Origin of the sequence: Stenotrophomonas sp. Marseille-Q5258 (genome assembly GCF_946900935.1) — a bacterium.
Taxonomy (GTDB): domain Bacteria; phylum Pseudomonadota; class Gammaproteobacteria; order Xanthomonadales; family Xanthomonadaceae; genus Stenotrophomonas; species Stenotrophomonas nematodicola.
In genome coordinates this window covers 1-21,964 of the sequence record NZ_CAMPPN010000017.1, presented here as the reverse complement: position 1 = coordinate 21,964, position 21,964 = coordinate 1, and the positions used below count along the sequence as shown (strand labels likewise).

23 protein-coding genes are annotated in these 21,964 nt (G+C 63.9%); 18 read left to right on the top strand and 5 right to left on the bottom strand.

Annotation, left to right across the window (positions count from 1 at the left end; translation table 11 throughout):
- The 13 genes from OC534_RS12540 (at position 1) to OC534_RS12480 (ending at position 14,024) form a co-directional block, all read left to right on the top strand.
- The gene (locus OC534_RS12540) at positions 1 to 687 is read left to right on the top strand and encodes a head decoration protein (RefSeq protein ID WP_262071897.1); all 687 of its coding nucleotides are present in this window, start codon (positions 1 to 3) and stop codon (positions 685 to 687) included.
- Between the two features lie 78 nt (positions 688 to 765).
- Complete coding sequence (locus OC534_RS12535; RefSeq protein WP_262071896.1) at positions 766 to 1,767, top strand: major capsid protein; 1,002 nt, start codon at positions 766 to 768, stop codon at positions 1,765 to 1,767.
- Positions 1,768 to 1,810: 43 nt separating this feature from the next.
- Complete coding sequence (locus tag OC534_RS12530) at positions 1,811 to 2,569, top strand: hypothetical protein (RefSeq protein ID WP_262071895.1); 759 nt, start codon at positions 1,811 to 1,813, stop codon at positions 2,567 to 2,569.
- Positions 2,570 to 2,583: 14 nt separating this feature from the next.
- Positions 2,584 to 2,901 carry a hypothetical protein gene (locus tag OC534_RS12525; protein ID WP_262071894.1) on the top strand — a complete coding sequence of 106 codons (318 nt, stop codon included), beginning with the start codon at positions 2,584 to 2,586 and terminating at the stop codon, positions 2,899 to 2,901.
- A 34-nt stretch (positions 2,902 to 2,935) separates the two neighbouring features.
- Positions 2,936 to 3,346, top strand: coding sequence for a hypothetical protein (locus OC534_RS12520; protein WP_262071893.1), 411 nt, complete (start codon positions 2,936 to 2,938; stop codon positions 3,344 to 3,346).
- Positions 3,347 to 3,380: 34 nt separating this feature from the next.
- A complete protein-coding gene (locus tag OC534_RS12515) occupies positions 3,381 to 4,133 on the top strand; it encodes a hypothetical protein (RefSeq protein WP_262071892.1) in 753 nt (250 codons plus the stop codon).
- Between the two features lie 3 nt (positions 4,134 to 4,136).
- Complete coding sequence (locus OC534_RS12510; protein ID WP_262071891.1) at positions 4,137 to 4,574, top strand: hypothetical protein; 438 nt, start codon at positions 4,137 to 4,139, stop codon at positions 4,572 to 4,574.
- Between the two features lie 216 nt (positions 4,575 to 4,790).
- Positions 4,791 to 7,511 (top strand): phage tail tape measure protein, encoded by a 2,721-nt coding sequence (locus OC534_RS12505; protein ID WP_262071890.1) that lies wholly within the window; start codon positions 4,791 to 4,793, stop codon positions 7,509 to 7,511.
- A complete protein-coding gene (locus tag OC534_RS12500; RefSeq protein WP_262071889.1) occupies positions 7,511 to 7,867 on the top strand; it encodes a hypothetical protein in 357 nt (118 codons plus the stop codon). Before OC534_RS12505 ends, OC534_RS12500 begins: the two co-directional genes overlap by 1 nt.
- On the top strand, positions 7,864 to 8,322 hold the full coding sequence (locus OC534_RS12495) for a DUF1833 domain-containing protein (protein WP_262071888.1): 459 nt from the start codon (positions 7,864 to 7,866) through the stop codon (positions 8,320 to 8,322). Before OC534_RS12500 ends, OC534_RS12495 begins: the two co-directional genes overlap by 4 nt.
- Positions 8,322 to 8,714 carry a peptidoglycan endopeptidase gene (locus OC534_RS12490; RefSeq protein WP_262071887.1) on the top strand — a complete coding sequence of 131 codons (393 nt, stop codon included), beginning with the start codon at positions 8,322 to 8,324 and terminating at the stop codon, positions 8,712 to 8,714. Before OC534_RS12495 ends, OC534_RS12490 begins: the two co-directional genes overlap by 1 nt.
- Positions 8,714 to 13,699: a host specificity factor TipJ family phage tail protein gene (locus tag OC534_RS12485; RefSeq protein ID WP_262071886.1), complete on the top strand. Its 4,986-nt coding sequence runs from the start codon at positions 8,714 to 8,716 to the stop codon at positions 13,697 to 13,699. The genes OC534_RS12490 and OC534_RS12485 overlap by 1 nt, the downstream gene beginning before the upstream one ends.
- Before the next feature lies 1 nt (position 13,700).
- Positions 13,701 to 14,024: a hypothetical protein gene (locus tag OC534_RS12480; protein ID WP_262071885.1), complete on the top strand. Its 324-nt coding sequence runs from the start codon at positions 13,701 to 13,703 to the stop codon at positions 14,022 to 14,024.
- 577 nt (positions 14,025 to 14,601) lie between these two features.
- On the opposite strand, the gene OC534_RS12475 is transcribed toward OC534_RS12480, so the two are convergent.
- From OC534_RS12475 to OC534_RS12460, 4 genes are all read right to left on the bottom strand, one after another.
- Positions 14,602 to 15,150, bottom strand: a complete 549-nt coding sequence (locus OC534_RS12475; protein ID WP_262071884.1) for an isochorismatase family cysteine hydrolase — start codon at positions 15,148 to 15,150, stop codon at positions 14,602 to 14,604.
- Between the two features lie 15 nt (positions 15,151 to 15,165).
- Positions 15,166 to 15,804, bottom strand: coding sequence for a DUF6766 family protein (locus OC534_RS12470; protein WP_262071883.1), 639 nt, complete (start codon positions 15,802 to 15,804; stop codon positions 15,166 to 15,168).
- A gap of 131 nt (positions 15,805 to 15,935) precedes the next feature.
- Complete coding sequence (locus tag OC534_RS12465) at positions 15,936 to 16,433, bottom strand: ferritin-like domain-containing protein (protein ID WP_262071882.1); 498 nt, start codon at positions 16,431 to 16,433, stop codon at positions 15,936 to 15,938.
- A 122-nt stretch (positions 16,434 to 16,555) separates the two neighbouring features.
- Positions 16,556 to 16,720 (bottom strand): hypothetical protein, encoded by a 165-nt coding sequence (locus OC534_RS12460; RefSeq protein ID WP_262071881.1) that lies wholly within the window; start codon positions 16,718 to 16,720, stop codon positions 16,556 to 16,558.
- A 322-nt stretch (positions 16,721 to 17,042) separates the two neighbouring features.
- Between OC534_RS12460 and OC534_RS12455 the strand changes: the two genes are divergently transcribed.
- The 5 genes from OC534_RS12455 to OC534_RS12435 all read left to right on the top strand — a co-directional run bounded on the left by OC534_RS12455 (position 17,043) and on the right by OC534_RS12435 (position 20,665).
- Positions 17,043 to 17,456 carry a hypothetical protein gene (locus OC534_RS12455; protein ID WP_262071880.1) on the top strand — a complete coding sequence of 138 codons (414 nt, stop codon included), beginning with the start codon at positions 17,043 to 17,045 and terminating at the stop codon, positions 17,454 to 17,456.
- A 52-nt stretch (positions 17,457 to 17,508) separates the two neighbouring features.
- Positions 17,509 to 17,802 carry a hypothetical protein gene (locus OC534_RS12450; protein WP_262071879.1) on the top strand — a complete coding sequence of 98 codons (294 nt, stop codon included), beginning with the start codon at positions 17,509 to 17,511 and terminating at the stop codon, positions 17,800 to 17,802.
- Positions 17,803 to 17,858: 56 nt separating this feature from the next.
- Positions 17,859 to 18,521 (top strand): hypothetical protein, encoded by a 663-nt coding sequence (locus OC534_RS12445; RefSeq protein WP_262071878.1) that lies wholly within the window; start codon positions 17,859 to 17,861, stop codon positions 18,519 to 18,521.
- A gap of 565 nt (positions 18,522 to 19,086) precedes the next feature.
- Complete coding sequence (locus OC534_RS12440; protein WP_262071877.1) at positions 19,087 to 20,025, top strand: DNA-processing protein DprA; 939 nt, start codon at positions 19,087 to 19,089, stop codon at positions 20,023 to 20,025.
- Complete coding sequence (locus OC534_RS12435) at positions 20,006 to 20,665, top strand: hypothetical protein (RefSeq protein ID WP_262071876.1); 660 nt, start codon at positions 20,006 to 20,008, stop codon at positions 20,663 to 20,665. Before OC534_RS12440 ends, OC534_RS12435 begins: the two co-directional genes overlap by 20 nt.
- Before the next feature lie 21 nt (positions 20,666 to 20,686).
- Here the strand turns inward: OC534_RS12435 and OC534_RS12430 are convergent, their stop codons facing one another.
- On the bottom strand, positions 20,687 to 21,886 hold the full coding sequence (locus tag OC534_RS12430; protein ID WP_262071875.1) for an integrase arm-type DNA-binding domain-containing protein: 1,200 nt from the start codon (positions 21,884 to 21,886) through the stop codon (positions 20,687 to 20,689).
- Positions 21,887 to 21,964 lie beyond the last annotated feature (78 nt).

Here is a 21,964-nt window from a genome sequence, read left to right as displayed (position 1 = left end):
ATGGAAATCTCCCTGGCCGGCCCCCGTACCGGCGAATTCCTGCTCTCCGAAGCCGGCGGCGAGCGTAGCCGCGAGCTGATCCGCATTCCGGCGGGGCAGGGCGTGCTGCGCGCAGGCACCCTGCTCAAGGCGGACAACACCGTCGCCGCCACCGGCGCCGACGCGGTGAAGGTGCTGTACGGCGCCGTGGACACCGGCACCGACGTCGCAGACCTGGCGGTGAAGGGTGCCGCCGTAGCGCGCGATGCCGAGGTCTTCGGCGAGAAGCTGGTGTGGGCGCCGGGCGTGACCGCCGACCAGAAGCTGCTGGCAGCGCTGAGCCTGGCCGAGTCCGGGATCATCACCCGCTGGACCGAGCAGCCGATCGCCTCCAACGCGGCCGATCACCTGGTGTTCGTGACCACCCCGCTCACCGGTACCGCCGGCGAGCCGCTGTCCCCCATCGTCGCGCACGTCAAGGACGTGTTCGGCGCTCTGGTCACTGGCAGTGCCATCAGCGTGACCCTGGCCAAGGCCACCGGCGCAGGCAACCTGGCCGGCGGTGGCGCGAAGGCGGCGGTTGGCGGGGTGGTCACCTGGGATGCGGCCACCCTGAGCGCGGCCGGCGACTACACCCTGAAGGCGACGGCGCCGGACCTGGACGAGGCGGCCACCGAGACCATCACCATCGACGCCGCCGGACCGTAACCGCCGCCACCGCTTCACCTCAAAAGCCCTGCATCTGCGGGGCTTTTTTCGTATCCCCTTTCGAGAGAGACAAACACTATGGATCTGCAGACCCTTCTGGCGCTGGGCGTGCTGAGCGTCGAGTCCCTGAACGCCTACATCAACAACCTGCCGCGCATCTCCACCCGGCTGGCCGATATGCGCCTGTTCCAGGAAGACGGCCTGATTGGCACCACGGTCGTCAGGATCGGCATCGAGAACAACAAGCTGACCCTCGTGCCCAACGCGGCGCGTGGAGCCCCCGGCCAGCCCAAGGGTTTGGACCGCGGCAAGGTCAAGCTGCTGGAAACCACCCACTTGCCGCAGCGCTCGACGGTCATGGCTGACCAGCTGCTGGGCGTGTGGAACCCGACCGACCCGGAAGGTGCCAACGTCGCGGCGGTGGTCAACAAGCTCCAGGCCGTGCACAAGCGCGACCTGGACTACACCATCGAGTACCACCGCATGGGCGCGTTGCAGGGCAAGCTGCTCGACGCCGATGGCTCGGTGATCGTCGACTTCTACGAGGAGTTCGACATGCAGAAGGTCACCATCGGCATGGAGCTGAACAAGCCCGAGACCCGGGTTCGCGCCAAGACGGTGTCCATCAAACGTGCGATCGAGGACAAGCTCGGTGGCGTTCCGTATACCGGCGTCCACGTGTTCTGCAGTCCCGGGTTCTTCGATGCTCTCGTTGAGCATGATGAGGTGCGCGACGCTTACCAGCGCTGGCAGGACGGCGCCGCTCTGCGCACGGACCTGCGCAAGGGCTTCGTGTATGGGGACGTGATCTTCGAAGAGCTGCAGGGCAGCAGCGGCGGCAAGTTGGCGATCGCCGACAACGAGGCGATCGCGTTCCCGCTGGGTGTTCCGGACATGTTCCTCACCCGCTTCGCGCCGGCGGACTACCTGGAGACGGTGCGCGACGTGGGTCTGCCGTACTACAGCAAGACCGCAAAGCTGCGGATGGACAAGGGCATCGAGCTGGAAAGCCAGTCCAACCCGCTGAACATCAACACCCGCCCCGATGCGGTCATCCGCCTGAAGGCCGGCGCCAAGTAAGCGGCGCGCCCGGCCCGCTTCGGCGGGCCGGGCTGGAGGGGACATGGCACAGATTCGAATCACCGTAGACCCGGACAACATCCTGGACCGGCAGCTCACGGAGCTGGAGCAGAGCCAGCTTCCCTTCGCCGCGGCGCAAGCCGCGAACAAGGTGGCCTACGAGGTGCGCGAGCGCTGGAAGCGTCAGGCACCGCGGGTCTTCGACCGGCCGACACCGCTCACGGTGAACGCCGCCATGTACCGCAAGGCCACCAAGGCCCAGCCCTACGCAGAGGTTTTCATCCGCGACGAGGCGTTCAAGGGAACGCCTCCATCCAAGTACCTGGTGGCTGAGGTGGAAGGCGGCCAGCGGCGTCGCAAAGGTTTCGAGCGGCTGCTGCAGAGCAGGGGAATCCTGTCCCCGACTCAATTCGCGGTGATGGGGCGTGGTGCTCAGGCCAACCAGTACGGCAACGTGCCGGCCGGCCAGGTCACGAAGATCCTGTCGCAGCTCGGGGCCCAGCGGGACCGCTACCAGAACCAGACCGACGTCAGCAGAAAGCGCCGGCGCGGCAAGAAAAACAACCGCGACGGTGAGTACTTCGTGCTGACCACCCGCAAGGGGGCGCTACGCCCGGGCGTCTACGAACGCATCGGGCAAGGCTCAGGCGTCCGGTCCATCTTCATCTTCACCAACACCGCCGGATACCGCCCGCGCTACGACATCTTCGGGATGGCCGAGGACACGTGGAAGAAGCTGATGCCCTTCTTCCTCAAGCGCGAGTTGGAGAAAGCGATGCTGACCGCGAGGCCGCTACGTTGAGCCAGAAAGCATTCATGCAGTCCTTCGATGCCCTTGCGTTCGGGGCATTCCGTGCCGCCGGCGTCGCCGACGCGGCCACCTACACCCCGCCGGGCGCTGGTGCCGAGCCAGTGCCGTGCACTGCGCTGCTCGACGAGGGCGTGCAGAATTTCACCGACGAAGATCCGGCCACCGTGGTTGCCCGGTATGACCGGGTCACGTTGCAGCTTGCCGAGGTCACGCCGCGCAGCAGTGGAATCGTCGTCATTGAGGCCACAGGGCGCCGCCTGAAGCTGGAGCAGAAGCTGCGCGGCGATGCGTCCGCAGAGCAGTGGGAGGTATCCAATGTCTAGCCCGCCGAGCCCGCGGCGAAAGCTCCTGGACGCGATGGGCGTCACGCTGCAGGCGATCAGTAAGGCAAATGGCTACCTCACCGACGCGGGCAGCGGCTGGACGCTGGAGCCCCGGCCGGGTGACCAGGACACGGCTGCCTTGCTCACTGCCGTTGTCGAGAGGCAGCAACGGGCCACGGACCCGGCCAAGGTCAACAGCCACCGGCTGACCACCGTCAGCGTGATGGCGAAGGTGCCGTCCGGGACGGACGAATACCAGGCCACGCTCGATGACCTGGTCACCGACGTCGAGGCGGCACTGGATAGCCGCGAGTCGGCGCGCAACTACCCGCCCGGCATTCAGGTGCCGGTCTACGTGGGCATGGAGCCGCTGATGCCGGAGAAAGCCGGCGCCGGCTGGGTGGGCGTCCTGCTCACCTATCAATCGAATATCCCGAAAAAATGATCCGCCGCGCAGCGGCACAACTTGGAGAGCCAACATGGCCGAAGATCACAGCTACATTGGTAGCGGCGTCGTTCTGATCCGCGAATGGAACAGCGGCGAACCGTTCCAGGAGATCGGCAACGTATCCGCCTTCGCGGTCGCGCCGCAGACCAACACGATCGAACTGGCCGACAACCAGAACCCGGGTGGTGGCACGGCCAACCGTGTCGACCGCGTGACCGGTTACAACCTGAATTACACGTTCCACGACTTCAACACCGCGAACTTCGCGCGCGCGACCCGTGGTAAGGCCTCCACCATCGCTGCCGCGAGCGTCGACGACGAGCCGGCGATCGCGGCGAAGGGCTCGTTCGTGCCGCTGAAGAAGCTGGCCAGCAGCATCACGATGGTCGAAGATTCGACCGGCACGACCGAGTATGAGGAAGGGAGCGACTACCGTTACGAGCGGGGAATGCTCTTCATTCCTGCCGAATCCACCATTCCGGCGCCAGTTGCCGGCGAGCCCAACGTGCGCGTCACCTACCAGCACGGTGATCTGGGCCATGTCGAGGCCGGCGTGACCTCGCAGAAGTTCTACGAGATGCAGTTCTACGGCGCCAACGAGGCCCGTGGTGGAAAGCTGGTGCGCATGGTGGTGCACAAGGTCAGCGGGGGACTGATCGAGAGCATGGGCCTGATCGGGAACGAGTTCGGCGCCGGTAGCGTGCCGGGAGCCTTGCTCAAGGACAGCGCCAAAGCCACGGGCCCGCACATGTCGGCCTACTACCACTGGCAGGAAGAGAAGTAAGTCATGGACGACCTGGAAGTGATCACGCCCCCCGCTCGACATGTCGCCTTCCGTGGCACGCAGGTCACTGTGATGCCGCTGCGGCTGGAGCAGATCGGCCCCTTCATCGCTGCAAGCCGCACCATCATCGCCCGCGTGGCGATGGTGGCCGGCGTGGTGGAGGATGCCGGCCCGGTCGAGGTCGGCGCGCTCCTGCTCGACCTGCTCGAGCAGGACGGGCCGGAAGTGGCGAAGGCGCTGGCTGTCGCGATTGGCCGCGACGCGGAATGGGTGGCCGGCGGCACCTTGGACGAGGTCGCGGACCTGCTCGAAGCGGTCGTCGGGCTGAACCGGGATTTTTTTGCCCGCCGGCTGCTGCGTCTGGTCCAAGCGGCCAGGTCGGCGGGAGCCAATCCGGCGGCGGCGACCAGCACGGGCTGGCCGACCTCATCCAGTACCTGATCGCGCGCGGCCACGGCCGCCGCGACGTCCTCACCTACACGCTCGCCCAGCTGCGGGCATTCACCAAGGCCGCAGCCCAGGACGATCGCGAGCGCCTCGCTGATCTGGCTGTGGCGACCCGCATGGCCATGTGCGCACCAGCGGCCGACTGGCAGCTCTTCCTCACGGCTCTGCGTCACCAGTCCCCGGCCGAGTACAAGAAAGGAACCATGACCAATGGCTGAGCCCACGGCAAACCTGCGCGTCCGTTTCAGCGCGGACCTTGCTGACCTTCGCCAAGGCATGGGTCTGCTCGTTCGCGAGATGCGCATGGTTCGTGCTGAGGCCGCGCGTCCTATGCCGTCGAAGAACGGCATCGAAACCCTCGGCGTTTCCGCTGGCCAAACCGCTCAGGCCATGCGGCAGCTGCCCGCCCAGTTCACGGACGTCATCACCAGCATCCAAGGTGGCATGCCGTGGTTCACGGTGCTCATGCAGCAGGGTGGTCAGATCAAGGACAGCTTCGGCGGCATCGAGCCAGCTTTGAAGGGCGTGTCCGCGGCGTTGTTGGGAATGGTCAACCCGTACACCATCGCCGCGGCGGCCGTCGGCCTGGTTGTGTACGCGTGGTATGACGCGGAGAAGCAGGCCGAGGTCTACACGAAGGCTCTCGCGCTCTCGCGCAACGAGGCGGCCGCCACGACGCTGACACTCGTCGCGCTGGCGCAGCGCACCAGCGACGCAATGGGCGTCACAGCCGGCGCCGGCGCTGAGGCGGCCAGGGAGGTGGGATCGAACGGTCAGATAGCCGCCCAGAACATGCAGGCAGTGGCTGCAGCTGCAGTGGCTATGAAGGAGGTCACCGGTCAGGCGATCGACGACACCGTGGCGCTGTACGGAAAGCTTGCCCAGGACCCGCTCAAGAACGCCCAGAAGCTCAACGAGCAGGTCAACTTCATGACCGTCGCGCTCTATGAGCAGGTGAAGGCATTGCAGGATCAAGGCCGAAACCAGGACGCCGCGACCGTCATTACCCGCGCCGCGTCCGACGAGACGGTCATGGCGCTGGCGAAGGTGCGCGCCAGCCAGAATCCAGTGATCCGCGGGTTCAAGGACATCTTCGTCGAAGCGAGCAAAGCGTGGGCCGCGATGCAGAGCAACATGGGCTTCGGGCCCCAGGCCGCCCAGATGCAGCGCCTCATGGCGGAGAACCAGAGTGAGCTGAATAAGCTGAACAGTTTGGCCAATGGCAGCCAGAACGGCCTGCCGTTGGCTAGAAATTCCTTCGCTCTCGCTGCCATGCGCGACTCCATCATCGAACGCTCCGCGAAGATCAAGGCGATCGCCACCGATCTGATCAAAGAGCGTAAGGATGCCGAGGTGAAGGCCGCTCAGGCAGCGGCAGTCGATACCATGCGCGCCCAGGACGAGATCATTGATTCGCAGCTCTCTAAACAAGAAAAGCGAGACCGTGAGGCTAGCAAGATCCGTATGGAGGCTAAGGTCGCCATCGAGCGGGCAAACGCTGCAGGGCTGATCGATGTCGCCAAGCAACTCGCCGAGAAGCGCGAGAAGGCGCTCGCCGCTATCGACAAGAAGTATCAAGAGAAGCCGTCGGCCGGCACAGGCGCAGCATCACGCTCGGCCGGCTTGCAAGGCTACAAGGATGACCTGGTAGCCGAGCAGGCGCAGATCACCGCCGGTACGCAGTTGCTGCGCGCCCAGCTATCGGCGCGGGAGATCACCGCGGCGGAGTACTACAGCCGCATGCGGGCGCTCATCCAGCAGGGCACTGACGCGCAGGCCAAGTCGCTGGAGCAGCAGATCGCGTTCCTGCAGAAGCAGGCGGTGGCTGGGAAGGATGCGATCAACGTCAACCGGCAGATCGGGGACCTGGAGGCCCGGCTCTCGAAGGTGCGCACAGAGGGGGCTGGTGCCCTGCAGGTACTCACTACCGAGGAAGGCGCGGCTGCCAAGGTGAGGGCCAATGCGATTGCTGCCTACGCCAATGCGCTGGACGCGAGCAACGAGGCGCTGAGGCGGCAACTGTCCACCCAGGCCGAGCGTGTCGGAATGGGTGACCGCGAGTACGAGATTCAGCAACGGCTCAACGATGCTTACGCCGATCAGGCGGACAAGCTGCGCGAGCTTCAAATGCAGATGAATGCCGGCCAGGTCGACCAGGAGACGTTCGAGGCCGAGCGTGCCACGCTGCTCGCCAAGACCTTGGATCGCCTGCAAGCCATCAAAGACGGCTACGAGGAACTGCAGAAGGCTGAAGGGGACTGGTTGGCTGGCGCCGCAGGAGCGTGGGCGAACTACCAGCAGCAGGCGAGCAACGCAGCGCAGCAGATGGGCAGCGTGGTGGGGAGCGTCTTCAGCGGCTTCGAGGAAGCCTGGGCAACGTTCACCACCACGGGAAAGCTCAACTTCTCCGATCTGACGCGCTCTGTTCTTGCCGACTTGAGCAAGATCGCCATGCGCCAAGCTGTCATGGGTATCGCGAAAAGTTTTGGCGGCGGCTACACAGGCACCGTCAGCTCGCTCTACTCGGGGTCATGGGGATTCTCTGCAGGCGGATACACCGGTGACGGTGGGAAGTTCGAGCCGGCCGGGCTGGTGCACAAGGGCGAGGTGGTCTGGTCTCAAGCGGACGTGGCGCGCGCCGGCGGCGTGGGCATTGTGGAAGCCATGCGTCAGGGTTACCGCGGCTACGCCGAGGGGGGAGTGGTGGGCCCGTCAACCGCAGGAACGCTGCCGGGATGGGAGATCAATGTGAACGTGCGTAATGCGCCGCCGGGCACCACCGCGAGCGCCTCCAGAAACGACAGCGGAAAGTTCGACGTCGACGTGATTCTCGGTCAGGTCGACAGCTACATCGGCGGGCAGATTGCCGCAGGTGCGGGCGCGACCTACGCCAATATCAAAGGGCGCTTCGGCGCCAAGGATGCCGTGTAATGGCCTCACTCCCTCCTGTCGCACGGGTCATGTTCGACGGTCAGAAACGAGAGTTCGACCCCTCCGTGGAGCGCACCGAAATGGAGCGTGGTGTGCCTAAGCAGCGGCTGCTCAACACGCAGGTCCTGGTCAAGCAGGCCATGTCGCTCTACTTCGACAGCATCAGCGCGGCGGAGCAGTTCGAAGCCTGGTACTTCAACGAAATTCGTCGTATCGACTGGTTCACGATGGTCCACCCCTACACCGGCGCGCCTGTGACCGTCCGTTTCGAGGGTGGTGCGATCGGCGAGCTGGTTCCGGACGACAAATTCTCGTCGGACTACCGGCGTGATGTTGTAGTGGAGTACCTGCGATGACGTTCACTGAGCGCAAGCAGCGCGTCACCGACACCAGTGGAACGCTCCTGTTCCTCTCCGTTTCTGCGCCTTCGCTGCCTGGTCCGCTTCGGATCGTCAACGATACGCAGGACTGGGTCAGCCAGGGCGTGGTGTACCTGGGCGTGCCTTTCAGCTTCAAATTGCCCGACGACACGCGGGGCCAATCGCCGCGCGCGCAGCTCGTGCTGGACAACGTCGGCCGGGGAATCTCGGAGGATCTGGAGTCGCTCGGGCCCAATGAGTTGATGATGGCGCGGTTGATGGTCAGCGATCGTGCCCAGCCTAACGTGTACGAGAGGGACTTCTACTTGCCGGTCACCCAGGTGGTAGTGGGTGGCGCGACCGCCACGGCGCAGTGCGGCGTTGACTTCCTGATGCGTCAACAGGCCGTGCGACTGAGAGCCAACCCGTTCACCTTGCCGGGGATCTTCTGATGCGCCTGGCAGAGATTGAAGCGTTGGTTGGGGTGCCGTACTCCGAGAGTGCGTGCGACTGCGCCGACTTTGTGGTGCTGGTCCAGCAGCAGCTGTTCGGTCGAGCGGTGCAGCTGCCCAGCGGCCGCCCGCGTGGGGCCGAGGGGCAGGCAGTCATCGGCGAGCTGTCGAGGCCATATGGCACTGCCGTGGCGGCGCCGAGCGATGGCGACCTGGTGCTCATGATCGAGCACGGCATGAGGCGTCCTGGCCATGCCGGCGTCTACTTCCATCTGGCCCACGAAGGCTGGGTGCTGCACTCCAACGAGAAGAACGGTTGCAGCGTGCTGCACCGGGTTCGTGACTTGCCGGACTTCGGCCTGAGGATTGAGGGGTACTACCGATGGGTTTGATGAACGCCGCCACGCCATTGATCGTCACCCCGCATCCGGTGACGCTGGAGGGCCAGCGCACCGTGGCCGCCGAGCTGCAGGCGGGCGAGCGCTTGGGTGCCTTCCTCGCCCGCACCGTGCCGGACTACGATGGCGACCTGTGGGAGGTGCGGATCAACGGTGTTCTCGTGCCGCACGAGGTCATGGACCGCGTTCGGCCGAAGGTCGGGGCTGTCATCGAAGTGCGCGGTGTGGTGAAGAAGGCCGCGTTGATGATCGTCGCGCTTGTCGCGCTGACTATCTTCACCGCAGGTGTGGGGACCGCGATCCTGGCCGCTGGCTACGGCGCGGCCGTGGCGGGGCTGGCCCAAGCTGCTGTGTATATGGCCGGCTCCCTCCTGATCAACAAGGTCCTGGGCCCGAAGCCGCCCAAGCCCAGCGCAAGCGACGCCAGCGCGGTCTACACGATTGGTGCAGCCCGGAATCAGCCGCGCCCCTACGAGCCGCTGCCGCTGCTGCTCGGTGGGCCGTTGCGCATCGCGCCTGACGTGGCCAGCAACCCGTACACCTGGTACGAGGCCGACGACCAGTACATGGCGCTGGTTCTGACGCCGGGGATCAACGTGGGCCGGGTGGAGGCGCTGCACAACGGCGACGCGCTGTTGTCCTCCTACGAGGGCGTGACGGTCTGGCACAACGGCTTCTCCGGCATGCCCAGCGAGGACATCCCGCTGTATAGCAATGCCGACACCATCACCGGTGGTGCGCTGGAGGCCGAGAAGGGCGTGCCCAGCGCCTGGGTGCAGCGCACGAGCAGCACGAACACCATCCGCCTGAAGGTGGACGTGGACTTCATGCTGTTCGACGTCACCAGCAAGGGGAAGCCCAAGGACAACCAGGAGACCATCGAGGTTCAGTACAGGGTTGTGGGCGCTACCAACTGGATGGCGTTTGGCTCCTACGCCATCACCAGCCGCTCGCAGAAGCAGCAACGCCGCAGCTACTCGCTGGACGTGCACGAGGGCCAGTATGACTTGCGGGTGCGCATTGCCGGCCGCAACACCGATGGCAGCGGCGCCACCAGCGACTTCACCTGGTCCACGCTGACCAGCATCCAGAGGGACACCGCCAATTACGCGGGGATCTCGCGCATCGGCATCCGCATCAAGGCGACCGGTCAACTGAACGGCCAGCCGGATGAGATCCGCTGCGTGGCGCACTGCGCGCCGGTACCGGTGTGGACGGCAGGCGGCTGGGTCACTCAGGAAACCAACAACTGCGGCGCGCTGATCCTGGCCTACGCCCGTGGTTTCCGCGATGAGGATGGCAAGCTGATCGCGGGCATCGGACTGGACGATGTGCAGATCGACATCGAGGCGCTAAAGGCGTTCATGCTGTTCTGTCAGGACAACGCCTACGGCTACGCCCACTACCTCAAGGACGTGCGCAACCACGACGACGCGCTGAACGCCGTGGCACTCGCTGGCTTCGGCCAGATCAGCTGGGCGGGGGGGCGGCTGTCGGTGGTATGGGCCGGCGCCGAGCAGCCGCTGTCGGGCGTGGTCAACATGGCCACGATCAAGAGAGGCCAGTTCCAGGTGGGCTACACCCTGGCCAACGCGGCCGATGGGATCGAGTACAGCTACTACGATGCCACCGACTGGACCACGAAAACACTGCGCGTCGCCGCGCCGGGCGTGACCACCATGCTCAACCCCGCGACGGTGCAGGGCGAGGGCATCACCAATGAGGCGCACGCCGCACGCATGGCGCGCTACCACCTGGCGCAGTCGCTGTTCCAGTACAAGGACATCAGCTACAGCACCGACATCGAGCACCTGAGCTACCGCCGTCTGTCGGTGCTTGCGCTGCAGCACGACCTGACGCAATGGGGCTGTGGTGGCCGGCTGGTTGCGGCGAGCGTGGAAGGTGGAGTGGTCACCCTGCAGCTTGACGAGCCGGTTCCCGCCCCGACCGGGAGCAACGCGTGGATCGGTTTGCGCATCCCGGGCGAGCGGGTATACCGGGTATTCGGTGTCCAGCCGTTCACCGGCACCAGCGACACGCTGCGCCTGACCGGGGCCTGGCCGGCGGATGCCCCGTTGCCCGGTGCCGCTGCTGGCAATCCTGCCCACGACACCATCTGGATCTACGATTTCAAGCAGACCCCGGGCTATCGGGTGCGCGTGACCGCGATCGAGCCGGAGAGCGATCTCAAGGGCGCCAAGGTCTCTGTGGTGCCGGAGCCGCCGGAGTTCTGGACCTACGTGCTCACGGGCGAGTACACCCCGCCGGCCAACACGAACCCGGTCATCAGCCGGCCCATCGCCAGCGGCTTGGCCGTGACCGAGCAGCAGGTGGTGCAGGGCGACACCGTGTTCACCGAGCTGACCGTCACCTTTGGCATCAGCGGCCCGGTAGGCAACGTGGTCATCCTGGCGGCCGGCAGCGACGGCGTGCTGGCCGAGGTGGCCCAGACGGCCACTCGGACCGCCACGTGGCGCATCAGCCGTGCTGACCAGTACACGGTGGTGGTGCGGCCCTTCAGCCCGGACGGGCAGGTGGGTGTTTCGGCTTCGGTGACCTACATCACCGCCGGCGCCGACGTGCCGCCTCAGCTGGTCGACTTCTTCGACGTTGACGAGATGTCGGGGGGTGTCCGCATGTACACCTGGGGGTTCTTGTCCGAGTCCATCCAGTCGCCCGACTTCGCCGGGGTGGAGGTGCGCTACCTGCCGGGTACGGTGGCGCAGCCGGATTGGACGGCCATGACGCCCATCGGCGAGAGCGGCTACCACACGGTGCCGTTCGAGGCGGTCGTGCCCACGTCCGGCGCGTGGACCTTCGCTTGCCGCTCGCGCAACACCGCCGGCGAGCTGTCGACCGGCATGCGTGTGGTTTCCAGGCAGCTGGGGCGGAACCTCGGCGAGCAGATGCAGGAGACCTGGGAAGAGGCCGAGCGGGCGAACCAGCGCATCGGGCAGGAGATCATCGATCGCTTGGCCGGGGACGTGGCGGCCATCAACAAGGCTGTGAGCGACGCACGCCATTACACCGACACCCAGGTGGCCGCGCTGAACGGCATCCTCGAGGACATCGTCGGTGCGGACGAATGGACCGCGGGTGGCGACTATCCCAAGGGCGACTTCGTCCGCCATGCCGGCACCATGTACCAGGCGCTGGTGCCGAACACCGGCGTGGAGCCGGGCACGGATCCGGCCACGTGGCGGGAGATCGGTGACTACACCTCGGTCGGTGACGCATTGGCGGCGTCGATCAGCATGTCCACGCAAAACACCACCGACATCTCGGCACAGGCGGGCCGCATCGATGCCGTGGTGGCCCAGCTGCCGGGCGATGGTGGCGCCGCAGCCAGTGCGGCGCAGGTGGCCGGCCAGATTCAGGCGCTGGCGGAAGTGGACGCGGCGCTGGCGCAGCGTCTGGATACCACCAGCGCGGAACTGGACGGCAAGGCCAGCAACGCACGGGTGAACAACGTCGAACTGGCCAGCGTGGGGCGCGACAACGCTCTGGGCCAAAGCCTCTCCGAGACGAATGCCGCGTTGGCAGGGAAGGCGTCTGCGGATGCGCTGCAGCTGCTCAGCAGCGAGGTGCAGCAGCTCGAGGGTGCGGTCAGCGCGAACAGCACCGCGATCACGCAGGTGAAAGCGTCCACCGCTGCCAATCCCAACATGATCGCCAACCCGACGTGGCGCAGCGGCTTCGCATCGTGGACCACTCCGGCAAGTGGTGGGGCGTACTCGGACGCCAGCTTCGGACCGTTCGCGGCGATCCTCGCCACCGCCAGCAACGACACCTCCTACCAGTTCATCCCGGGCCCCATTACGCCCGGGCTCCACACGCTGTCCGGGGAGATCTTCCGCAACGGGCTGCAGGGCAATGCCCGGTTGGGGCTCAGCGCGTACAACAGCGACGGGCTTATCGGTTCGGTTACGGCGATGTCGGACCCGACCAAGCTGGGTGTCTGGACCAGGTACAGCTGCACGATCGACGTGCCTGCCGGCACCACCCGTCTGCTGGTGGGCATCATCTGCGAGGTCACCGACGCCGTATCGTCCTTCCGACGGCTGAAGCTGGAATTGGGTGCGGTGCCGACGGTGTGGAGCGACGAGGTGACCGTCGGCGGCACCGCGTCGGCCACGCAGGCCTTGGAGGTTCGCGCCACGACTCTGGAGAACGGCCAGAGCCAGATGTTCGCCAAGTACACCTGGGCGCTCGACGTCAACGGCCGCGCGATCGGCATGACCTCGGTGAACAACGGCACCATCGGCCGCATCGACTTCGTGGCCGACCGCTTCGGAATCGTAGACCCGAACAATACCGGCAGCACCACGTTCGAGGGTGGCCGTTGGCTGACGCGGTCGGGCGGCCTCCTGCTGGCGCACGGCAAGCCATTCGGCACCTCGGGGGATATTCTGTTCTGGATCGGCGTCGGCTCAGACGTGAATGCCTGCAGCAAGGCCAACGGCCTGCTGTGGTTCGACAACAAGGGCGCCGGCTTCTTTGGGGGCTCACTCTCGGCCGGCATCCGGCGCAACGCCTACCGCTCGACGGCCGTCTCTACGACCGCGACGGTGGAGTCGCCGCCGTTTGGCACCGGTGGAGCGCCCAAGACCGTGGTCTTCAGCCTGGCCTACTACAACTCCGGCTACTTGGATTCGGGTACGCCAGGCGTGGTCGCCAACAGCGTGATCATGACCTTGCAACGCAGCTACAACGGCGGTGCGTGGGAGACCGTCAGTTCGATGCAGGTTGGCGGACAGACGTCGGTCTACTACGACGATCTGTGGGGGCGGTACAGCTACGAGGCGCAGGTCGGTGGAAGTGTCACGTTCACCGATGGCCTGCCTGGCACCGGGACGTTCGCCTATCGGGTGCTGCTCAGCGGCGCCGCCGGCCTGTGGCCGGTCACCCTGGCCGAGGCCAACGGCAGCAACTTCCACATCGGCTCCCAGGAGCTGTCCTTGATCAGTACGGAGGCTTGACGTGGCAGTAATCAGCGAGAGCGAGCAGTTCGGCACGAAGGTGGAGGCGATCGCGCCTCGCATCGGGATCGACTGGAGCCCGTACACGAACGACGGGCCGGTGACTTTCCACTTCGAGAAGGTGACCACGCAGGCCGACGGCACGGTCCTGGAGCGCACCTTTCTCGGCGTGCTGCCGGCACGGATCAGCGAACTGCTGGCGCGGGACTACACCGTCCAGCACCCCGTCACCGGCGAGGAAACCGTGGAGCCAGGGTGGAAGCTCATGGCCATGATCAAGGCGGCGACCGACGCCGTCTACGCGAACAACACTGCCGGTGAGTGACGACACCTTGGGCGGAGAATAGCGAATGGAGGAAGCGGCGCGCCGAAGCTGAATTGCTGTGTATCAGTCTTCCAAGCTTAGAAGCGATGCGTCCGTTGACCTGCTCGGATAGCCGCAGGGAAAGCGCACTAGGAACTCCAAGAAACGAGCGCCAGAGATCGCTTGCCTACTTCCGCACCGAGGACAGGTTAGAACGGCGCCACTGGCCCCAATAGGGTGTAGCTCCGGTTCCTCCCTTCCAGTGAACATGTGGTGGCAGCTGTTGCAGTCCGCACGCACCAACGAAACCTTGGTCTCTCGGCTACAGGGTGCGAAATTGACTTCCAGAAGATAGAACAGACCGGTGTTTGGCATTCGAGCCTCCTCTGCATTTGGCTCAACATGGCCAAATGCTGGGTCTCCTGCGCTGTTGCTGGTATCCGCATCGGGTCGGCGTAATGTCAACTTGCGCCTACCGGTGTTGCGATAGTGTGAGGCAAGTAAAGGACTCTGCATATTCACAGCATTTGTGAAAGCTGGCTTGGAAGTGGCCAGCATCGGGCATGTGCGAGTGCGTTTCGTCGTGGTTCACCGTCTGTCAGCGAGATAGATAGCTCCTGAGCGTGAGTACTCGTGCTGCTTTGGAATCCTGCAAGAGACGGAGCGCAGTCTCCTTTCGTAAGCCCATCGAGGCAACCGTCTCGCGGATAACCACGGTGTCATATTCGCGAGCATTGCTGTCAAAGCATGTGGCAGCTATGCATGACTCGGTAGTCATTCCGCAGACCACGAGCTCGTTCGTGCCGAGTTTGGCCAAGAGAATTGCAAGCGGGGTCGCCAGGAAGGCAGAGTGCTTTGGCTTGAGAATGAAGTAGTCGCCGGTATGAGGCCGCAGCTTCTCTGTGATCGTGGAGGCCGCACCCTCAGTTGCCGCGCACACGCGAACCAGGTCTCGAAAGTCCATTTGCCAGTCAGCAAAGTTGTCATTGGCATAGATGACGGGAAGACTACGTGCACGAAAATACTGGCTGAGACGCGCGATCTGGCTTGCTGCCCGTACGGCGGCCGGTTCGAGACCCTTTGCGTTCGGGAAATCGAAACGGGTGAACATGTCCACGATGAGGAGTGCCGGTGTTCTCTTCTTCATGTGTTGGCAGGTTGGTTAATCGCCGGTCTGACTGTGTGGGGCAGCGAGCGGCTTCGATTGAGGGGAATCCTTTTGGCGGAGGAAGATGGTGAGAATCACCAAGGCCAGCACCGCCAGGAACTCGCTCTGCCAGTTCTGGAAGGACTCGAACCAGAAGCTGCTGGAGTGCAGGTGCTCCCACCACGTGGGTGGCGCGACGCCATGCGCAATCTGCTCATCCACCTCCGCCTGCCAGCTGCCTGCCAGGTGCAGGCAGAAGCTGATGAAGAAGAGGCCCGCAAACGCGATCGCCAGGGAGTGACCGTAAAGAAGCTTCCAAAGCCCGCCTTTACGCAATGCCCAAGGCTCAGGGCCAGGCTCAATACGCTCCTGTTCATCTGCAGGATTCATCGGCCTGGATTCTGCCGAACCCTTCTGCCTCAAGCTGACCGTAAGCAGCACATACATGCCCATCTGAAGGAACTCGCTCTCCCAGTTCTCGAACGTGGCACTGACGAAATGGCCGCTGTGCAGGTAATCCCAGAGACCCAGGGTGCCCCTGCCTGCTTCTGCCAGCTCTTCGTTATGCGTGAGAAATCCCGTCCAGATCTGGCCAATCAAAAAGCATGCGAGCAGCAGGAAAAGTACGATTGATAGTCCGTTTCTCCGCCACATACCCGTCAGACCTCGTTTACGCAGCCACTCCTCTAAGCGGCCGCGCGCTCGGCGCTAGAAAAAGGAGCGGCACGGAATGCCGCTCCTAGTGCGATGGTTGCAACCATAGATGTCAGTGACTCACCTTCAACCTATGCAGCCTGTGCGGCCTTTGCGTTGCCGCCCGCCTTGGCGAGAATTGTCAGCTTCTCGTCAGTCGCCTTTTCCTCATCCAGCGTTTCGATCAGCAGCGGAAGCGCCGCTTTGTAGCCCAGCTGCTTGGCGAGCGCGGCAATGGTGCCATAGGAGGCAATCTCGTAATGCTCTACCTTCTGTGCACCGCCGATGAGAGCCGCATCACGCACGGGGCCTTCCTCGATACCATCGATCGCTTCCTTGCCTTCCTCGATTAAGCCTTCCATCGCGGCGCATTTGATGCGCTTCAGACGGATGCCAAGCAGTTCCACAACTTGATCGATCCGCTCAACTTGACCTTGGGTTTCCTCAAGGTGGGTCTCGAACGCGGCTGAGAGATCAGGGTCGGATGCCGCGCGCGCCAAGCGCGGGAGCGCCTTGGTGAGTTGCTTTTCGGCGCTGTAGATGTCCGAAAGCTCGTGAATGAAAAGGTCTTCTGCTGTTTTGATCGCCATTTCAGAAAGCTCCTGTCCAAGTACGGAGTTTCAACCTACCCCGTTGATCGTTAGGGTGACGCCCATTTCTGTGAAAGTGGCATAGACACTCTCCCGGAGGTGGCGGCTACCTTCATAGGTCTTCAAGGTTTTGGCGGTCGTTCATAATCGTCAGGCCGGGCGGTTTCGTCTTGCTCCGGCATATCCTTGTCCTTCCACTTTGCATCGTCGTTGCGAAGCTTGTCGGGCGTGTGTGCCTTGTCCTGGTCGTCAACATCGGCGGTAGGGTTGAGAGGAAGCTTGCTCATTGTTTTTGCTCCGTTAGGGCCCCGCATAACCGTATCGCTGCGAGCGTGAGGGTGATGCTCTCTGCTCCGGCGCTTGTCGTGATCCACGAGAGCCTGGTGAGCTGCAGGCCGTGCCTCGGTCAAGGATCACAAATGCGCGCAGGGTCGGCGCAAGGCATGGACAGCAGGTCACCCACGAGTTGGGGGGAACAGCCTCGCGGGAGCGTCGCGGATTAGGGTCTGGACGAATCGGCCGCACATAATTGTGATCCCGTTCCTCGTTCAGCGACGGGGCGTTCGCGCAACTTTTACCCGGCGGGCGTGAGTATCGAGTGCCCGGCTGGTGAAGGAGAACGACATGACCCCCGGCGCAGTGCGCATACTTGATCATTGGGCGTCCTCGCCCGACTTCCGGGCTCTGACGGTCGCTGAGGCTGCCGCACAGCTCCAGGAGGTGCTGCCGCACTATCCCCATCCAAATGACCAGCCAGTGGCGATCTGTGTCAACGGCTACCGCTGGTTTGTCCACGAGATGGAGGCGGTCGCGGATGCGATTTACCGCGCGTCGCGCCGTCCGCACGAGCTGGGCGAGACCCTCGCCGGCGCAGACTGGGACGCCGATGTGAACGAACAGGGGTTGTGGGCTCTTCCTGGCAGGTGTTCGCGGCGTACCCACAACGAGCGGGTGCGCCACGAGTTCCCGATGGGTAGGTCGCAGGCCAGGCCCGGGGCGCCGCTCCCGGATCGCAGGGCGTGAGACGTTCATCCTTATCCTGCCCCCCATGCTTCCTCATGACTTCGAATGGGCGATGTCCCTCCCCAACCCAGACTGCCGCCCGGACGTGATCCGGCATCGTGGGCAGTGGGTCGTCAGGCTCCACCAGCGGGTGGATAACGGGACGTGGTTTGCCGAGCTGGATGTGCAGCGGGAGCGCCGGCCGAAGAGGCTCTGTGAAAGCTACGACACCGGCATCATCGGTGCCGAGCTGTGGGTTGAGCGTCACCAGGACCGGCTGCGAACTGAGGTGCTGGCCAAGTACGCAGACGCCAAGTTTCCGATCAAACAACTAGGGGCGACCGCCGCCCCAGCTCCCGGGGCGTAGACGGAGGGGTCGCCAGACCGTAATAGTGGCGTCTCGCCCTGGACCGGCCATACCCCATGAGCATCCTCAACGTCTTGCTGCGCCATGAAAAGCTGCTGGTGGCTGTCGACACCCTCGCGCAGGACGCGCACACGGGACAGCAGTCCCAAGGCGCCAAGCTCCTGCTCATCCCCCAGTACAACCTCGTGCTGGCCTGTAGGGGTTCCGCTCAGTTCTTCCTGAGGATCTACGAGCTGTGCCTGCAGGCCAGCTTCCGTGCGGACTTCACGATGGAGCAGCTCATGGCCGAGCTGGGCCTGGTGATCGACAAGGTGTGGCCAGCCTACGTGGAGGCCGCCGATAGGGCAGGGCTGCCGCGAAGCGACCTGTACACGGAGCTGGTTCTGGGTGGCTGGTCGCCGAAGAACGGCCGGATGATGGCTACGGCCTACGCCAAGGACGCTGGCGGCGCGGCAGCGGTGGTCCAGGTCCTTGCCGGCGGGCTAGCCTCGCCTGGTGAACCCCTGCGGGGACGACCGGACAGCTTCGAGCCCGTTGACGTCTTGGAGGCGGGGCGCCTGCAGGCGGAATTCCTCAATCGAGCCTCAGGTCGAGAGGTCGCAGGCGGCCGGCTCATTGCTGCGCTGATTCAGCACGGCCACGTCACCGTACAGTACCTAGGGGAGTGTAGCGGCAAGGGGCCACGCGACGGCCCGCATTCACCATTGGGTCGTGGCTAGGGGCAGAAATCGGCAATGTGCTCTGTCGCAGGTGGGGGCGGCCTCTGCACGGCAACAGGGCGAGGCCGTGGGCCTGTCGCAGCGGCGACTGGTGTGTCCGGGCGCATCGGGTCAGGGGAGCGCAGCACAGCTACGGCAGAGGCCGTATGTTACGAGGGCATCGCCAACCGGCTTGAACCGTTGTGGGACGTTCACGGCCGCAGCCTAGCCTGGCGCAAGCGGTAGTATTTCGTAGGGGCCTAGAGGTGGACAGCACACGGCTAGGGCAGGCTGAGGACGTCAGTAGTCCAGCCGCGGGTCTACCGACATGTTTAGGGGCCAACGAACTCGACCCAATCGTTCCACAGCCTAAAAAAGCCGGCAGTGGGCCGGCGAATGGCAGCGCGTTTAGGAGCAGCTCTGGTGCTGGGTCTTGCTCAGGGCCTTGGGATGTCCGAGGATGCAAGACGTCTAGGTCCGTGCTGGGCCTTCAGCTTCACTCATCACTCACACGCTACACTAATTCTCCGGACCTCAGCCAGCGCTGGGGATCCCTTGCAAGACAGGAAGTCCAAGCGAGGCGCCCATGTTCATCGAGCCCACGAACCAATCCTCAATGAGTCAAGTTTTCGATCAGTCCTTCTTTTCCGCGCCGCCGATTGAGCTGCGGCGGGAAATGGCCGCGTACGAGTCGCTATGGATGCAGCAAGGTGCTTGGTTTAAGAGCATTGCGCAGCTGTTTGCGTCTAACCCGCACAGTGTTCCCTCAGAATTAGTACCCGCTGGGGACGTGCGCGATGCGTGGAAGTTGCTGTTGGAAGAGGTTGGACAAGAGCGTCTGAAAACAGTCGGTGTTCGTGTACATGGTGCGGGGGAGTATCCTAAAAAGTTGAGGGAAGCGGATCATCCCGTGGAGCTGCTCTATTACCGCGGTAATTGGGAGCTGGCGGATACGCGAGGTGTGGCAGTTGTTGGGACGCGCGACCCTAGCCCCGAAGGCGCCACCAATGCGCGAAGAATTGCGCAGGCGCTGGTTCGTCACGACTTCACAGTTGTCTCTGGTCTGGCCAGGGGAATTGATTCGGCCGCACACGGCGGGGCATTGGATGCTGGTGGGCGAACCATTGCGGTTATTGGGACGCCACTCTTCGATTATTACCCGCGAGAGAATGCAGAGCTTCAGGAGCGTTTGGCCAGGGATCACTTGGTTATTTCGCAAGTCCCATTTTTGCGTTACAAGCGACAGCACTATAAGTCGAACAGCCTTTTCTTCCCGGCGCGCAACGTCACAATGTCGGCGCTAACCGAAGCAACGGTAATAGTGGAGGCGGGGAATACTTCGGGGACTTTAGTGCAGGCCCGTGCAGCGTTGGCGCAAGGTAGAAAGCTGTTCATCCTCGATAGCTGCTTTAGAAATGAGAGCTTGAGCTGGCCCCGCAAGTACGAGGCGCAGGGGGCTGTTCGGGTAAGGAATGTCACAGAGATTATGGAAGCTCTGGCAAACGATGCGACTTCTAAAAATTGATCCTAAGAACTACCAGTGGCTAGACCCAAATGACCAGTGTTGGTACTACGGGGAATACACTAGCGGCGGCGGCTGGGGTGCTAGTGAGACCAATAGGCAGATCCTGAATCTTAAGAAGGGGCCGGGGGCGAAAGCGGGCGAGCTTCACTACAAATCAGTAGCTGTAAATTACTGGGGAGATGCGCTTGCCAAGCTGATCACGCTGGAGAAAACGGTTGGCCAGTGCACGTTTGTGCCCATGCCGGGTTCAAAGCCGGAAGGGCATGCCGAGTACGATGATCGCATCGGGAAGGTGTTGGCTCGCATGTCAGCACATCACGGCGGTGTCGATGTTCGACGCCTGCTGAAACAGAATGCCGAGCGTCCCGCGCAGCATGCGGGCGGGGGGCGAAAGAGCCCCGCTGAAATCTGCGATACGTTGGTTGTAGACTATTCGTTAGTCCCGCCTCCGCTTGCCCGTACTATTATCGTGGTGGATGACGTAATCACGATGGGCGCGTCGTTCGCTGCGGCAAAAACGCTTCTCAAGGAGCTTCCGAATGTGGAGGCGGTTGTAGGTGTGTTTCTTGCAAAAACTATATGGCCGGTTCCAGACTTTCCGCTAATTACCCCAGAACAGCTAAAGGAACTGCTCGGCTAGCAGTGCTCATTCTGAGATTGTTTAGCCGTCGTGGGAATTTTGACCTGTCCTGAGTTGGTCCAGGTAGTCCGCCCATTCCTGCATCATCCGCGTGCGCTCCGCGATGTGCGTGGTGCGGTTGTAGGCGCGCCCGTTCGGATCCTTCACGGCGTGCGCCAGCTGGTGCTCGATGATGTCCGGGCGGAAGCCCAGTACCTCATCTAGCAGGGTGCGCGCGGTGGCGCGGAAACCGTGGCCGGTTACAGTGTCCTTGTCGAATCCCATGACCCGGAGGGCCGCCAGCACGGCCACCTCTGACATGGGTCGCTTTTCGCTACGCCCGCCGGCGAACACGTATTGGCCGTGGCCGGTCACAGGCTGCAGCTCCTTGAGGACCGCAACCGCCTGTCGTGCCAGCGGCACAATGTGGGCCTGCCGCATCTTCATACGCGCAGCCGGGATGCTCCAGAGGCCGGCATCCAGATCGACCTCTGTCCACTCCGCCTGCCGCAGCTCGCCTGGGCGAACGAACAGCATGGGCGCCAGCTTCAGTGCGGCTTGGACAACGGGCGTGCCGTGATAGGCATGCAGGGCACGCAGCAGGCCTCCCAGCTGGACGGGGTCTACGATGGCTGCATGGTTCTTCTCCGGCGCCGGCACCAGCGCTCCGCGCAGGTCAGCTACCGGGTTGCGTTCGGCGCGATCGGTGGCCACGGCGTAGCGCATCACCTGTCCGCAGTTCTGCATCACCCGATGGGCTGATTCGAAAGCGGCCCTGGCCTCCATCCGCCGGGCGACCTGCAGGAAGTCCGAGGCCTTCAGGTCCCCCGCGCGCCGCGCGCCGATGTAGGGGAACACGTCCTTCTCGAACCAGGCGATGACCTTCTTTCCATAGGCGGGCACCCAGGGGCGGCCAGCGAGCCACTCGCGTGCGATGACCTCGAAGCTGGCCACGGTATCGGCCGCCCTCGTCGCGGTCGCCGCCTTGCGCTGCTCGCTCGGATCCACGCCGCTGGCCAGCAGCCGCCGGGCATCCTCCTTCGCTTCCCGCGCCTGGGCCAGGCTCACGTCGGGATACAGGCCGAGGGTCAGCAGCTTCTCTTTGCCCGCGATGCGGTACTTCCAGCGCCAACTCTTGGCCCCGGCAATGGTGATGAGGAGGAATAGGCCGCCGCCGTCAGCAAGCTTCTGTGGCTTGTCGGCGGGCTTGGCGCGACGAATAGCAGCGTCGGTCAGGGGCATGGGGGTATCGGGTTTTGGACGGGTGGGGGGCAGGAGAGGGACACGGAGAGAGAGGGAAGGGGGGGAAGGGGAAAGGAG